At 45.8% G+C, this 14826-nt stretch carries 16 protein-coding genes; 10 read left to right on the forward strand and 6 right to left on the reverse strand.

Going from position 1 to position 14826, the window contains the following annotated elements; all coding sequences use genetic code 11:
* Positions 1-73 precede the first annotated feature (73 nt).
* Genes BUC05_RS17705 through BUC05_RS17710 form a run of 3 tightly spaced genes read right to left on the reverse strand, consistent with a single transcriptional unit; the run spans position 74 to position 2065 of the window.
* Positions 74-1153, reverse strand: a complete 1080-nt coding sequence (locus tag BUC05_RS17705) for a sensor histidine kinase (RefSeq protein WP_368037983.1) — start codon at positions 1151-1153, stop codon at positions 74-76.
* Between the two features lie 23 nt (positions 1154-1176).
* Entirely contained in the window at positions 1177-1380 is a 204-nt protein-coding gene (locus BUC05_RS22105) for a hypothetical protein (protein ID WP_368037984.1), read from the reverse strand.
* Position 1381: 1 nt separating this feature from the next.
* Entirely contained in the window at positions 1382-2065 is a 684-nt protein-coding gene (locus tag BUC05_RS17710) for a response regulator transcription factor (protein WP_073305584.1), read from the reverse strand.
* A gap of 212 nt (positions 2066-2277) precedes the next feature.
* On the opposite strand from BUC05_RS17710, the gene BUC05_RS17715 reads away from it, so the two are divergent.
* The 3 genes from BUC05_RS17715 (at position 2278) to BUC05_RS17725 (ending at position 5174) form a co-directional block, all read left to right on the forward strand.
* Positions 2278-3312, forward strand: a complete 1035-nt coding sequence (locus BUC05_RS17715) for a DJ-1/PfpI family protein (RefSeq protein ID WP_073305586.1) — start codon at positions 2278-2280, stop codon at positions 3310-3312.
* A 22-nt stretch (positions 3313-3334) separates the two neighbouring features.
* Positions 3335-3973: a DUF2306 domain-containing protein gene (locus BUC05_RS17720; protein WP_073305588.1), complete on the forward strand. Its 639-nt coding sequence runs from the start codon at positions 3335-3337 to the stop codon at positions 3971-3973.
* Positions 3974-4064: 91 nt separating this feature from the next.
* Positions 4065-5174, forward strand: coding sequence for an NAD(P)/FAD-dependent oxidoreductase (locus BUC05_RS17725; protein WP_073305590.1), 1110 nt, complete (start codon positions 4065-4067; stop codon positions 5172-5174).
* Between the two features lie 42 nt (positions 5175-5216).
* Here BUC05_RS17725 and BUC05_RS17730 read toward each other — a convergent pair whose 3' ends face one another.
* Positions 5217-5669 carry a VanZ family protein gene (locus BUC05_RS17730; protein ID WP_073305592.1) on the reverse strand — a complete coding sequence of 151 codons (453 nt, stop codon included), beginning with the start codon at positions 5667-5669 and terminating at the stop codon, positions 5217-5219.
* A 113-nt stretch (positions 5670-5782) separates the two neighbouring features.
* Between BUC05_RS17730 and wrbA the strand changes: the two genes are divergently transcribed.
* Positions 5783-6397 (forward strand): NAD(P)H:quinone oxidoreductase type IV, encoded by a 615-nt coding sequence (gene wrbA / locus BUC05_RS17735; protein ID WP_011245391.1) that lies wholly within the window; start codon positions 5783-5785, stop codon positions 6395-6397.
* Between the two features lie 183 nt (positions 6398-6580).
* On the opposite strand, the gene BUC05_RS17740 is transcribed toward wrbA, so the two are convergent.
* A complete protein-coding gene (locus BUC05_RS17740; RefSeq protein ID WP_082111778.1) occupies positions 6581-7093 on the reverse strand; it encodes a GNAT family N-acetyltransferase in 513 nt (170 codons plus the stop codon).
* Between the two features lie 134 nt (positions 7094-7227).
* Here BUC05_RS17740 and aroD point away from each other — a divergent pair, with 134 nt between their 5' ends.
* Positions 7228-7998, forward strand: a complete 771-nt coding sequence (gene aroD / locus BUC05_RS17745; RefSeq protein WP_063608223.1) for a type I 3-dehydroquinate dehydratase — start codon at positions 7228-7230, stop codon at positions 7996-7998.
* A 64-nt stretch (positions 7999-8062) separates the two neighbouring features.
* Here the strand turns inward: aroD and BUC05_RS17750 are convergent, their stop codons facing one another.
* The gene (locus BUC05_RS17750; protein ID WP_073305594.1) at positions 8063-10744 is read right to left on the reverse strand and encodes a DEAD/DEAH box helicase family protein; all 2682 of its coding nucleotides are present in this window, start codon (positions 10742-10744) and stop codon (positions 8063-8065) included.
* 275 nt (positions 10745-11019) lie between these two features.
* Between BUC05_RS17750 and BUC05_RS17755 the strand changes: the two genes are divergently transcribed.
* From BUC05_RS17755 to BUC05_RS17775, 5 genes are all read left to right on the forward strand, one after another.
* Entirely contained in the window at positions 11020-11409 is a 390-nt protein-coding gene (locus BUC05_RS17755) for a DUF5082 domain-containing protein (RefSeq protein WP_011245395.1), read from the forward strand.
* Positions 11410-11423: 14 nt separating this feature from the next.
* On the forward strand, positions 11424-11690 hold the full coding sequence (locus tag BUC05_RS17760; protein ID WP_073305595.1) for a YwqI/YxiC family protein: 267 nt from the start codon (positions 11424-11426) through the stop codon (positions 11688-11690).
* A 14-nt stretch (positions 11691-11704) separates the two neighbouring features.
* Complete coding sequence (locus BUC05_RS17765) at positions 11705-13276, forward strand: T7SS effector LXG polymorphic toxin (RefSeq protein ID WP_073305597.1); 1572 nt, start codon at positions 11705-11707, stop codon at positions 13274-13276.
* A gap of 30 nt (positions 13277-13306) precedes the next feature.
* Positions 13307-13927, forward strand: a complete 621-nt coding sequence (locus BUC05_RS17770) for a hypothetical protein (RefSeq protein WP_011245398.1) — start codon at positions 13307-13309, stop codon at positions 13925-13927.
* A gap of 199 nt (positions 13928-14126) precedes the next feature.
* Positions 14127-14747, forward strand: coding sequence for a hypothetical protein (locus tag BUC05_RS17775; protein WP_073305599.1), 621 nt, complete (start codon positions 14127-14129; stop codon positions 14745-14747).
* The last annotated feature ends 79 nt before the right edge of the window (positions 14748-14826 follow it).

Consider the following 14826-nt stretch of genomic DNA (forward strand, 5'->3'; position numbering starts at 1 on the left):
GTTGTAACGAAATGGCGACAACACAACAACTTTTAGGAACGCTTTGGCAAACGCAAGCGTTCCTTGTTTCGCGTTAATTGTCTCCAGGCAGCCAACCACTTATGAACGCCCCGCCATCTAAGTGGTTCTTGGCAGCTAGTTCGCCCCCGTGTTGCTTTATAATTCGTTGAGAAATCGTTAATCCTAGCCCACTTCCTCCTGTGGAACGGTTTCGTGACACTTCGCCACGAAATAGAGGTTCAAACACACGCTCTAATTCTTCAGAGGAGAAGCCTGGCCCTGTATCTTTTAAAGAAAACGTCACGTTAGCGTCTTCCTTATAACAACGGACAACGATATTGCCCGATGAGGGTGTATGGCGAATGGCATTATCGAAAAGGTTGTTCAAAGCACGTTCTAGCAAGTGGCTGTCGCCGCGAATCATGCAGTTCTCTTCAAAATCTGTTGAGATCGAGATGTGTTTTTGTTGGGCGAGTGGGCGGAAGCCGTCAATCGTCTGTTGAAAAAGGTCTTTTAAATCAATTGGACGTACATTCTTTTGCTGCTCCATATACTCCATCGTTGTAAAGGTAAACAAATCCTCTACTAGCCGGTCCAATTGCCTTGACTTTTCCTTACAAACCGCCACATACTTTGTTATTTTGTCTGGAGACTTAGCAATGCCTTGTTCTAGCCCATCTAAATATCCCCGTAAGGCGAACAGCGGCGTTCGCAAATCGTGGGCAATCGCTGCAATCATGAAGCGCCGTTCTTCTTCCAGTGCCATTTGTTTATGCTGGGATGTCCGCAGTCCTTTCATCATCACTTCAAATCCAGCGCCTACATCGGCAATTTCTGTTATCCTGCCTATTGGCAATTGTCCATCAAACTCTCCGGCGGCTATTTTTCGAGCGACCAAACCCATTCTTTCGAGTGGTTGAAGAAAGAACCTGCGCAAGGCGATGCCAACAATGATAAATGCGAGCAAAAAGCCAACGATTGCTGAAATCGTCGGGACCATTCGTGAGCTTGGCACGTAAATGACCACTTTGCCAAGTAACTGGCCGTCCTCGATGAGGGAGAATCGTTCTGTTGACGAAAACCAACTGCTGCTTTCTGGATTCGAGCGATACATTTCCTGATTAGACGCCGCCGACAAAATCGCAACTTCCAAATTGGCCTTCCGCAGTTGGGTTTCTAGTTGGCGTCTGTCCAGTTGTCTGCATTTGTTTCGATCGTATGAATGGTCTCGGTTACATGCCTTTGCAAGTTTTCATCAGGTGTAGAGAAGCGAAACGTTTTTGTTTCTATGAAGTGTGCTGTCACATAAAAAATCCACGGTAATGATAGAATGAAGAAAAAACAGAGTACTGTAAATGTACGGATACGCAGTGCAGGCATGTTATCCTCCTTCGAAGCGATACCCAATTCCCCATACGTTTACAATATATTGAGGGTCATTCGGGTTCGCTTCTATTTTCTCGCGAAGACGGCTAAGATGAACGCGAACGGTGTGCTTGTCGCCTACGCCATCCCACAGCTTATCGAGAAGTTGGTCATAGGAAAAAACATGCCTGGGGTGTTCTAAAAATAATTGCAGCAGTTCATATTCCTTTGGGGTCAGCATCACGTTTTTTCCGTCCACAGCAAGTTCTCGTGTTGTCAGATTTAACGTAAGGTGGCCAAATTCCAAGATCGTTTCAGTCGGTGGCTGATTTGAAGCAGAGCGTCGTAGGACGGCTTTCACTCTGGCAACAATTTCTCCCGGCGAAGCCGTTTTTACAATATAATCGTCGCCTCCAAGGGTCAGGCCGCGAATTTTGTCGACATCAGCGCTCCGTGCACTCAAGAACAAGATCGGAACGTCACTTTTTGCGCGAATCCGACGACAGAACGCAAATCCATTTTCTCCAGGCATCATGATATCCAGGATTAGACAATCGACAGCGCTTTGCTGGAAAGCCTCCCATGCTTCCTCTGTATTGGGGGCGGTTAACACGTAAAAATGATCGTTTTCAAAAAAATCCCTTAACAAATCGGCAATACTTTGGTCATCGTCGACAACGAGTATGGTCTTTGCATTCATAAACTTCCCACCTTTGCCCTTTAGTTTATCATTTTTCCGGTCAAAACCAATGCAGACGCCTGTTTTGTGATCGATTGTTGATCGTTTTGTGATTTTTTTCTCACGTCATTTGAGAGTGTTCGTTGTTATGATTTGTATCGAAGCAGTTCCCCTCGTTTTCCAATGCAAGGAGCTCAGTTTGTTAACTAAATGGATGTGGAGGAGAAACGAAGATGGTATCGATACAAATTGTTCTATTTGATGGATTCGACCTTTTGGATGCAATTGCCCCCTATGAAGTTTTTCACGCAGCTTCAATGAATGTCAAAGACAATCTCAGCGTCGAATTTGTGACTGCTGAAGGACCAAGATCTGTGAAGAGCGGCGTCAACGACGTCCTACTCGAAGCAGAGGAAAAACTAGACCCGACACGTCCAGGAATCATTCTCGTCCCTGGCGCAGCCGGGGCTGTCGATGGGGAGGGGCCTGATTCAATCCCGGCGATATTAGGCCGGGCGATGAATACAGAATTAACCAGAATGGTCGAGCATGCCCTCCACCAGAAAGACATGGTCATCGCTGGGGTGTGCGGCGGCTCCCTGTTGTTAGCGATGGGTGGCTTGCTGGAAGGCAGACATGGGGTTACACATCATCTAGGCATGGATGCACTTGCTGCTACTGGCGTGACCACTGTCCAAGCACGTGTCGTTGATGATGGCAATTTCGTAAGCAGCGGCGGTGTCACATCGGGACTGGATCTTGCCCTCTATCTTGTTGAACGAGAACTTGGCCCTCGCATCGCCCATGCTGTTGAGCAGCTATTTGAATTTGAACGGAGGGGAACGGTTTGGCGAGACGTAGGACTTGTCCCACGTCATGGTACAGCGAAGGCAGAGGACGATGAAAACAGTACAACGAATAAAGTTGGACATACAGATAGCGCCATGCTTAACCAATCTAGAATAGCGTCTGTCTTCGAGGGCGAATGGGCCACAGAAATCATGACGCCAATTGGAAAACTGGATGTTGCACTATCGATCTCGACAGACAAGGAGACGATCCGTGGCAAAGCCACACAAGGAGAGGAAACGGTCCAATTCATCCATCCCGTCATTCAAGGCAATAAACTGACTTGGTCGCTGCCCATTACAAAACCTTTGCGTTTAAATTTGAAATTTGAAGTCAGTGTAGACGGAGACAAGATGATAGGAACTGCTAAGGCTGGTGTGTTGCCTGCGTCGAAATTGATCGGGAAGCGGATTTTATGACGAAAATGGGGTTTTATTATACATGAATAAGCAGAAAATGTTCTTTAGGCTACTCGTCTGCATCAGTATTGTTTTTATCGTTTACGCGTTCGTATACAATTATGTCATTGACCCAGGAGCAGAAACATTTTTAAGCCATAAAACCGGGCTCACGCGAGAGTTAAATGTGCCGGTCTGGCTAAACGTAATGTACATTCATGTGGCGTTTGCCTGTGTTGCGATGGCGGCGGGACTCCTTAACTTTTCAAAACGAATCTTTGCCAAAAGTCGCAAGTTCCACCGCTTAAACGGCTACCTTTATTTCGTATCTGTCTTTATTGTCGTCCTCACGTCAGGCTACATGGCTCCATACGCAACAGGAGGCAAAATCGTCAGCATTGGTTTCAATGCAATCAACATCATTTGGCCGCTTATCACAATAATCGCGCTCGTTCAGATCAAAAAGAAACGAATGACCCAACATCGCAATTGGATGATCCGCAGTTACGCCTTTTGTTTTACGAACATGGTTCTTCATTTAATTACTGCCATGGTGAACCGAGGATTTGGCCTTGATTATCCAACTAGCTATACAATCGGTGTTTATGGCGCCATTGTAGTGCTGCTCGTTATTCCTGCTATCATCATCCGCTTGATCGGCGATTGGCAAGTGACTTCATAGCAAAATCTATATTTGTTTTCTACTTTAGCTTACATCGCTGAAACTGAAATGATAGACTAATTAAAAAGCGATAGGAGCAAGGGGGAGGCAAATGACAACAATTATAGTTGGAGCCGGGATAGTTGGGGCAAGCGCGGCCTATCATCTAGCCCGAAAAGGGGAAGACGTTATTTTGGTCGATAAACGTTTTAAAGGGGAAGCAACAGCCGCAGGCGCGGGCATTGTTTGTCCGTGGATCTCGAAAACAGATGATCCAGATTGGTACAGGCTTGCTCGTAACGGAGCGCTTTACTACCCAGAGCTGATGGAAAGACTGAAACAAGATGGGGAGGAGCATGTTGGCTTTGCTTTCGTCGGAGCACTAGGTGTCAATGAAGAGGAGAGCGAGCTTGCCGCAATGGAAGCCCGCGCCCATCAAAGGAAACAAGATACCCCAGAAGTAGGCGAAATTAAACGGTTATCGTATGGGGAGGCGAAGGCGTTATTCCCACCGCTAAAGGAAGGGCTAGAAGCTGTTTATGTCGAAGGAGCTGCCCGCCTTGACGGTCGGTTGTTACGCGACGCTTTGTGCCGTGCCGCTAAAAAGCATGGCGCACAAGTAGTTGAGGGTGAAGCGTGTCTTGTATACGAGGAAGAAGCCATTTGCGGCGTTGAAGTAGAGGGGACCGTATATGAAGGCGACACGGTCATTGCCGCATCAGGGGCATGGGCGAAACAATTGGCCGAGTCTATTGGAATAACGATAGAAGTTGAGCCGCAAAAAGGACAAATTGCCCACATTGGCATGGAAGGGTATGATACGTCGAAATGGCCAGTCGTCCTTCCACAAACGAGCCATTATCTAGTCTGTTTTGATGATGCCCGGGTCGTCATTGGGGCAACGAGAGAAACAGGATCAGGGTTTGATTACCGCCTAACGGCAGGGGGCGTCTATGAAGTACTTGATGAAGGGCTCCGTGTTGCCCCTGGACTAAGTGAAGGTTCGCTACGCGAAGTCCGAATCGGTTTTCGCCCAGCAAGCAAAGACTTAAAGCCTCTTCTAGGCAGAGTAAAAGCATTAAAAGGGCTAGTGATCGCAACAGGGCTTGGCGCATCAGGTTTGACAATGGGGCCTTATGTAGGGACGTTAGCAGCCGCTTTGGCAGTAGGCGAGGAGCCACCTATTGATTTAGCTCCATACGATCCATTGCGGAAGTGTTAAGTTTTTCTTAAATAGAGCGAGCTTATTGCAGCTCGCTCTATTTCACGTTTTTTTCCTAAAAAGGTGGAGGACGAGCGAGAATATGCCTATGCCTGTTGCCGCCCCAGCAGTGTCAATAAGCACATCGGTAAATTGGCCGCTGCGTCCTGGAATGAACAGTTGGTGGATTTCGTCGGTGATCGCATACAAAAAGCATAAGAAGAGCGCCAAGACCGCCGCCTTCACCCCTTTGCCGCCAACTTGGCGAAGTCCATTCAGCATGAGGATACCAAGAATAAAGTAAGCGCCAAAATGGGCACCTTTGCGGACAACTGTGTGGAGAAGATCGGCATGCATCTCTACCTGTGGCATCATCGCCGATAGCGACTGCATGAAAAAGTCAAGCACACCCAAACTTAGCTTTGAAGAGTCGTTTGCTGGCTGGTGGGAGAGAAGAAAAATCGTAGCCATCCATAAAATCGCCGCTATCCAGGAAACAATTGCCTTGTTGTACATAAACGTCTGCCTTTCCTACTCGTTTGTTATTATTTTAGCATAGGACGAAAAAAGATATATTAAATTCGAGATAAATGGGTATACATATAATAAAGTAAAAAGGAGGTTTGAAAATGGCAAATGTGAAAACAGCGGTCATCTATTATAGTTCCACCGGAACAAACTACCAATTGGCAAAATGGGCAAAAGAGTCAGCTGAAAAAGAAGGCGCGGAAGTGCGGTTATTAAAGTTTCCAGAACTTGCTCCAGATGCAGCAATTGACTCCAATCCAGCCTGGCGTGCCCATGTGGAAGCGACGAAAGACGTGCCAGAAGTAACACCAGATGACATGGAATGGGCCGATTCCTATATCTTTAGCGTGCCTTCACGTTTTGGCGTTCTTCCAGCACAAGCTAAACAATTTTTTGATACGCTCGGCGGCTTGTGGGCACAAGGCAAACTCGCTAACAAGGTAGTAAGCGCCATGTCCTCTGCCTCTAATCCACACGGCGGCCAAGAAGCGACGATTTTGTCTGTGTATACAACGATGTACCATTGGGGTGCAATTGTTGTTGCGCCTGGTTATACGGACCAAAGTGCTTTCACTTCAGGCGGCAATCCTTACGGCACGAGCGTGACAATTGACCAAGACGGAAATCAAATAGAAGACGTCGAACAGGCTGTCAAACAGCAAGCAAAACGGACAGTCACAGTCGCTAAAGCTATTGTTACAGGCTTGCAAACTTGAGACTGAAAGAAATCGACTTGCCAGAGCTATAGGCAAAACGAGGGTGCGATGGTGTGCCAACAGGAAAAAACCGCCTTTGGATCGGAGGGCGGTTTTTTCCTGTCGCAACAGCGACGTGACTATTCTCATTTTCATTGCGCTTTCCTGCTGCTATCAGTCGTGAAGGCGCTTCGGGAAGCCTTCTCAATTCTGGCGAAGCATGCCTTTGTAAATCCCTGGCTTTGAGTTTGGAATGGCGATCGCGCCTAGCGCTTTTTCGTAAAAATCTACTGGACCAGCGCCACCGATGATGCCATAGCCGTATCCTGATTCGCGCATGGCATGGAAAGAGCGGAGCAATAGCGCTTTTCCGATTCCTTGGCCACGGGCGTCCTCTTTCACGCCAGTAGGCCCAAAAAAATTTTTAAGCGTTGCATCATAGCAGGCAAAGCCGAGAAGCTCCTCACCACTTACAGCGAGGTAGCAAGAAACAGGAGCCCGGCTAAAAGCAACGTCGCATTCATCAGCCCAGCCTTGGCTAAAATGGGATTTGACCCAGTTAAGCACAACCGTTTTCTCTGGGGCAAGTGCGCGTCTAATAGTGATTTCCTTTGAAACGGATGGTTCCTCAGGCAGGCTATATAACGGGACAAGCATGTCACTCAACATCATCAGCGCCTTTCTGTTTGGAGCTACAGGTGAGTTCGTTGCAAGCACAGCATTTTCCTGTTTGGCGCCATAAAAGAAATAAGAAAAAGGTTGACAGTGCTGCTTTAAAGCGCAAAAATAAAGGCATTGTGAACTAGAAAAGCCGCTTGCCGATTGACCAAATGGGATAAAGGGGTGTTTGCATGGGCAAACCGATTCAAAAAACAGATGGGCCTACGCCACAAAGGCCATTGATTTGTGCGCCGCTAGTCGGAAAAACAAAAGCAGCGCTGATAGAAGAAATCGACGCTGTCGCTGCAAAAAAGCCGGATCTTCTAGAGTGGAGAGTCGATTTTTATAAACATATTGGCGAAACCGAGGATGTCCTTGAGACGGCTTCCCTTTTAAAGGCGCATAGCAAAGGGATCCCGATTTTGTTTACGCGCAGATCGATCCGAGAAGGGGGCGAACCGATCACTGTCAGCGAGCAGGAAGTGACTGTGCTCTATGAGCAAGTAATGAAACAAGGGCTTGTCGACGTAGTTGACGTAGAGCTTAGCTGCCCAGAAGCCGAAAAGGAGCGCCTGAGAGCGATTGCTAAGGAAACGGAAACGCAATGGATTCTGTCCTACCATGATTTTCAGCGGACGCCGTCTGAGGCGGATATATTGGCAAAACTGCAAGAAGCGGAAACGTATGGTGCCGATGTAGGCAAGGTCGCAGTGATGCCCGAGACAATGGCCGATGTGCTCACTTTAATGCAGGCAACGCAAAAAGCCGCCTCCACACTGACAATTCCAGTCATCACCATGGCCATGGGCCGTCTAGGTACATTATCAAGAATGGCAGGCGGCACCTGTGGGTCAGCACTTACGTTTGCGATCGCCAATGAAAGCTCCGCTCCTGGACAAATGCCGATTGAGGAGCTTCGTGTTGTTTTAGATGTCATCGACCGATATGTCACTGGGCCATAAACGTGCTTATTGCCGTTCTACTAAAAGATCCCGTCCTGCTCTGTGCGGCACGGGATCCGTTTGTTTACCGCCAAGCGCTAATTCGTTCAGACCGAGGCACAAATACAGCCGACATCGCTTTTACCCGTCCTTGCAACAGGAATTGCCTGCCTTCAAAACTGCGGGTGTAGACAAGTTCTGCTTTGCCAAGATGTTTTTTCCATTCACGGTGGAACATTTCAGCAGTAGCTTTCTTACGCCCTAGTTCGGTAGGAACGGCAAAATAGTCTTTGCGCGTGCGGAAATGGGCCTTTGATTGCCGGTTTAGAAGGTAACGAGGATCTTCAATCGGATCGATCACTTCTTGGAGCGCTTTTAGAAAAACGGTTTTCTCATACGTTGTCCCGATTTTAAGCCAGCATTCGAGGGTGCCATGCCCTGCTTTTATAGTCGAGATCGCATCTTTCTCCCATGGAGTCTCGACAATGCCCGCTTGATGTAGTGCTTTGTAAAGGGCTTCCCCAACACTCTCCATGCTTTTTTCAATCGTCGAATTGCGCCACCAAATCCGAATCGCTTTCCAAAAAAATGGGGCCGCAAAAAGGGCGCTAACGACAATTGGGTAAACAAGGTAAAAGGTCATCTCTGTTTTGCTACCATAACTAGAAGGACGCTCTACAGTTACGCCCTGCCATAAAGTAAGAAAGCCAATCACAATCATCGCCTTTAATGTTGTTCCAAACCAAAGTGGTCGAGGGATAGAACGAGCATCGGCGCTTATTTCTTCAGTCGGCCTTCCCTCCATCGCAACCGCTTTTTTCCAACGGTCGGCAAGTAGTTGCCGATTTGCTGCCTGGGCAAACGTCTTTTCATTTGACTCTTTCAATAAACGGCGGCGATAACGTGGTTTAGGGAAAGCAAGGCGGTTGATGCCTGACTCGATGATATTGTCCTCTGTGCCAAGGCCGATAAGCGACTTAAAGCGGCGTTGGAGCGAGAGGCAATCATGGCCACCATCATACTGTTCCGTGTCTATGCAAACCATGTGCCAAATATTGGCGGTTTTATTTGGATTATCTCGTTCAATTCGCAGCGCCCGGCCGCGCATTTGATTAGACAACATGAATGAGCCGACATAGGATGCCATAATAAGCGTATTGATGCTAGGTGCGTCCCAGCCCTCTCCTAGCAGCGCCGTTGTGCCGATTAGGACGTGAATGCCGCCAGTTGTAAAAACAGCGGTGATAATGCTAACCATGTTGGCGCGTGTGTTGTCATCAACGGTAAGCAGTAAGTAATTCGGATCATGGGCCAACGGTTGCAGCTTGAGCTCCAATCCTACTTTTTCAGCCTCTTTTTCGGCTCGTTTCTTAGCTGAAGTGGGGATAATAACCGTCGAGCCAGTCAGGACCGCTAGCTTAACTTTCGAATCGATGTGCCGGCGCAGCTGCTCAAAAATTGGGATGACCCCTAATCGTGTTAATGGTTGCTCATCACCTCGGTGTTTGGGCAAATCAATAAGACGGATGTAGTCAGCGAGAATGACAAGGCGAAGCTTGTCTTCTAACTTGCTTGCTTCAAAAGAAACAATGTCTGTCATTGCATCAAGCTTCGATAGACTATTGACAAGAGAACGGTCAAACGTTTTCGTAGAACGAAGCGTGACTTTTCTACGCTCGATAGCGCCAATTCGCTGTAGATGTTGTCTAATGTCCTTTAATGGCGACTGCTTTTCATCCATTTCGGCATTTTTAAACAGCAGATGGTCTAAAAGCTCTTCCGCCCACTCCTCTTCAAAAGGTGGGATGTTTTTTTCATAAAGGCCAGCCAATTTTGCCGGCTGTTTCCACGCTTCGCTACCACATGCATGCAAAAAAATAAGCAAACTTGAAAAGTAAGCCTGATTGGCGAGCATTTCTTGGGCTTGATTTGCTGGATCAGTGATGTAGCGGTGCTGTTCTACAAACGAAATAAACGCTTTATCGGTTTTAAGCTGCTGCATAAATGACGTAACTTCGTTGTGAAACGCAAGGAGCGGCTCGGCTTCTTTCACCGTTGGCGTTGTCGCATAAATATAATCTTGATGAGGGCAAAGGTCGCCTTCTTTAACCAATTCGGCGACGTGAATTTCTGCATCAATCGGCCCGCACAGATCAATATAGTTTTTCCATTCTTTTTGGGAAACGTCGTAAGGTGGAGTGGCAGTAAGTGCGACAATCGTTGGCTTGTTAAGGGAACGCCGAAAATCGATCGTGCTTTTCCACCAAGCGGCACGCAAATGATGGGCTTCATCGACAATCAACGTTTGAAAGTCCATGTCTAGCAATCGCTTGTATGCCTCCTTCCTCTCTTTTCCCCCTAGTGATTCCGTTTGATGTTCAGTCGCAATGTCTACGTCATCTCCCTCAAAGCCTCCACTATCTTCAAAGCTGCAAAGGCTGTGCAACCCTTGATAAGTGGCAATCGTCACAAAAGCAGGTTGGCGGATGTCTGTACTAATCCAATCCGGCGTTTTATCGCCTTGCCAGAACAGTTCTAGAAATCGCTCCGCCCATTGGTTGCGAATCGCCACTGTGGGAGCCAATATAAACGTTGGCTTGTTTAAGCGCACCATTAGTTCAAGCCCTAAAACTGTTTTGCCAGAGCCTGGCGGCGCAACGAGATGGACGCGTTTGTTTTGGAGAAGGGCAGCCATGTCCGCTAAGATCTTTTTTTGGTATGTACGCCATTGATAACGAAATTGAATCGATTGTGGAAATTCGTTCACGTTGATTCCCCCAGTCTATTAAAACGGTATTAGTAGTAGTTTACCAGGAATAAACAAGCTAGTAGAAGAGGGGAGCGGCATAAACGTTTTGGCGCTAGGAAGCCTCCATTTTATGTAAAATGGTTGATTTGAACGAAAGAACTAGGTAATAAGAATCTTTTTCATTCAAATTTTTGTTTTTGTTAGGCGTGGTTAGGGCTATTGGTATATTGAACATCCTGCCACAGTCTTTTATGCTAGTTATATATGGAAATGGTAGAAGGTGACGTATACGAATGGATTATTCAATGAGCATTCAACGACTTCAGCAGGAAATGGGTTCGCTTCGGGGAGATATTGTAACTGCCCAGCAAGATGTGAAGCGGCTGCAGGAAGCAAAGAGCACATTAATAGAAGAGCAGAACATTCTCCACCAAGACAAGACGTATCTCCAAGATCCAGAATTAAGCTATGACGCTTGGCGTGGAAATGAGGCCAACGACCATGACGGCAAACGATTTTATTTGGAAACGTCTTATCAACACTCCCAAGACCATCTTGAGGAAATCATTTCATCGATTGAAACAAAAATAAGCGACTTGCAAAGCAGTATTGAAAACAGCTACCGATTAATTGATGCAAAACAAGCACAAGTATCGATGTTCAAGCGCTTGCAAAAACAATGAGGTGAAGGAAAACGATGGCAGAAATTAAAGTGAACGAAGCTGAAGCACTCGAAGTATTCGAAAATGTCGCCAATGCCGCCAATGGCTTTACGCCAACAAACGCGAATATCGAAATGGCGACATCGTTACTCGAATTTCTTGAGAAAGTCAATCAAATAGAGGACGGTTATAAAGCGCAAATACAAGCGTATATGGAAGCACTCAACAAAATGGAACAGGAAAGCCAGCGCCTTATTAAAGTGTACGGTGAGACGGACAGGGCCTTGGCAAACCAAGGGTAAGGGGAGCCAAAGAGATGAAAGTATTAGATGTCCAGGAAGTAATCAATGGCATTGATAAGTTAGTTGATGCGAAAAAAGAAGACATTGCCCAGCTAGAAGCGGTGGAATCAAGCATTCGCAAAATCCATAATCTCCATTCACTCCAAGGAGAAGGGGGAGAAGCGATTAAAAACCATTTTTCACAGCTGCACTTGCCGGCGCTGCGCTTTTTCGTTACCTATCTCGAGCAGTACATCGAGCAACTCGGGAAAATGAAAAACAATCTATTAAACTTCGAAGCAAGCAACGCGTTGCTTCGCCAAGATTTTCTAACAGAAACAATCCCAAATGGCATCAACCGCATAAAACAAAATGCCGAAGCGAGCACAGAGGCAATTAACAGTGCGTGCGCCTCGATCCAAGACTTAGTCCACACCGGCACATTCACAATGGATGGCGTGCAATCATGGGCAGACATGTTAAAACAACATGCCCAAGACACAGCCGATCGTCTCGAAGAACTGGATGCAGAAAACATCAATCTCGCCAACGAAGCTGAAGCGACGTTAACAGAATTGATGCAGTCAACTGAAAAGGTCATTAACTGGACAACGGGAGGGCCAATTGCTTCCCCGGCTGTACAAGAAGAAATTGACCGTTATTTTATGGAAAACGATGTCTATTACAATATGTGGTCAGAAGCAATGGAGCTTGCTTCCATTGAAGACCCAACACTGATGGGTGCAATCGCCGACTTTTTTATTAACGCAGGTACCTTTTATAAAGGGATGAATGTTGCCAAAGGCATTGGCGCTCTTGCCGTTATTGCCTCGGGAAAATTAAAGTTTGAGAAAGTCGGCAACGGCGTTTTCAGCGTTAAAAACCATCAAGACTGGGTAAAGAAAAATGGTGTCTACAACTCAAAGCTAGCAGCAGGCCTAAACTCGATCATGCGCAAATTCGGCAATAAAAATTCACCGATTAAGTTGTTCAAGGAACTTGGCAGGCTCAATAACCAACCTACGAACATTTTGAGAAAACTAGTCAATGTAGATCCGAGCCAATCCTATGTAACATTTGCTAAGTTATTCCGCAAAAATGCCTCCGGCGTGGCTATCAACGAAACGAAAGCGAAACAATACGTCGCTAGACCGGACCTAAAAGCAACAGCCAAAGAAGCCAAAAAGACATTTGTCAATACGTTTAAGCGCGTGCCTTATGTAGGTACGATTGTGTCAGCCGGAAGCAACATAATGGAAGCATTTAAGGATGAAAATAAAGAGAAAAGTGCCGCAGAAAAAACTGGCAGAGTAGCAGCTGGGTTCGCAATGGATGCTGGTGTAGCTGGACTAACCGCTGGAGGAGCGGCAATCGGTTCCATGATTCTGCCAGGGCCAGGCACAGTCATTGGCGGGGCAGTAGGAGCGACAGTTGGAATCATTGGATCGATCGCTTTGGATGAGAAAGTGAAGGATTTGGGAGAGAAGGTAGGAAAACAAATAGATAAGGGTGTTGATAAAATAAAGGAGACGGCCTCAAAGGTGGCAGACAATATTGGCGATACCGTTAATAGTGCCAAAAAATTTGTTACCAGCTGGTTTAAGTAGTTTAATCCAGACAGACAATAGGAGATTGTAATGTTTTCACTAAAAAAAAGTCTAAAAACATTGGCCAAAGGGCAGTTTTGTTTCCTTCTTATGACATTCATTTTGCTGACCAATGTTTCGCATTGGCGTGATCCACTAGCATCTTGGGTTTTAATTCTAATGTTAATCCAGCCGGGCATTTTCTTGCTGGCATTTGTTGATGGCTTCCGTACAAAAAAGGCAGTTGAAGTGGAACCCGAAGAAAGAGGGAGTGTGTTTTCATTAAAAGGGTTTCTCAAAAGTTTATGGTTTCTCGCTCCTGTGCTACTATTTATGACATTAACGATGGGGCATTTTGACCGTGATGCTGTTGTTCCCTTTCCTTCTGCCTTAATCTTAGGGTTTTTGCTGGTAAATGGATTCTTTAATTTCTTATCATTGTTTGTGCCAAGTTACGTGGTTTTGTTTTATGTAGCGAATGCGTATGACAAAGCAAACACTGCGTGGAGCGAGGGTTTTCGCTATATAGCTATTTATTTCTCTGGATTAAATGCGGAGATACAAAATCTATTATCCCGTTTCCCTTTTTACATTCAAAGGCCGATTACACTTCTTCTGTGTATATGGTATATCTTTGCTTATATATCTATTGGATCGTTGTTTGGTTGGTAATAGGTTGGAGGGGAAGGAAGAGGGAATCCGTCTGTTTTTAAAGGTTTTCCTTAAGTGAAAGACTTCTCCTTCCTTCGTAACAGGGCTTTAATCGTGGCAGACTTTTAAGTTGACACTATTATTATCTAGTGTGAATCTAAAAAGGTATTTATGAATGTCCTCCTAAAAAAATTAGTTTTCTAAGCCAGGAGCGTACTAAATGTTTTCCATCCGCAAGAGTCTAAAAACATTTGTCAAAGGGCAGCTATGGTTCCTTCTAATGCTGTTAATACTCCTAAGCTATGTTACATATTGGCAAGATCCTTATTTGGCTTGGACACTCATTGTTTTATTTATACAGCCTGTCATTTTCCTACTTGCCTTTATTGACGGCTTTCGTACAAAAAAGACAGTTGAGATTGAACCGGAAGAAAGAGGGAATGTGTTTACTTTTAGAGGGTTTCTCAAAAGTTTATGGTTTCTCATTCCTGTCCTGCTATTTTTTACGCTCGTCACTTGGTATGCAGATTTTGATGGAGGACTTCCTTTTCCGTCAGGAATTTTAGCGGTTTTTCTTATGGTTAATTGTTCGCTTAGTTTTTTATCCTTCATCATGCCAAGTTATGTGTTGACGTTTTATGCAGCGAATGCATATGACAAATCGAAAACGGCATGGAGTGAGGGCTTTCGCTATATCGCTATCTATTTCTGTGGATTGAATGGCGAGATTCAAAATCTATTATCCCGTTTTCCTTTCTACGTTCAGAGGCCGATTACGCTGCTTTTGTGTATCTGGTATTTTCTTGTATTAGGTGGGATTATTAATATGTTTGGCTTGTAAAAAAAGGGAAACGTAAAGCGTAGTTGATCGTAGTTAAAAGGGAGAGTGGTGGAGGGAAGGTTACTCCCCTTTTTATCGA

The organism is Shouchella rhizosphaerae (assembly GCF_900142675.1).
Lineage (GTDB): Bacteria > Bacillota > Bacilli > Bacillales > Bacillaceae_D > Shouchella > Shouchella rhizosphaerae.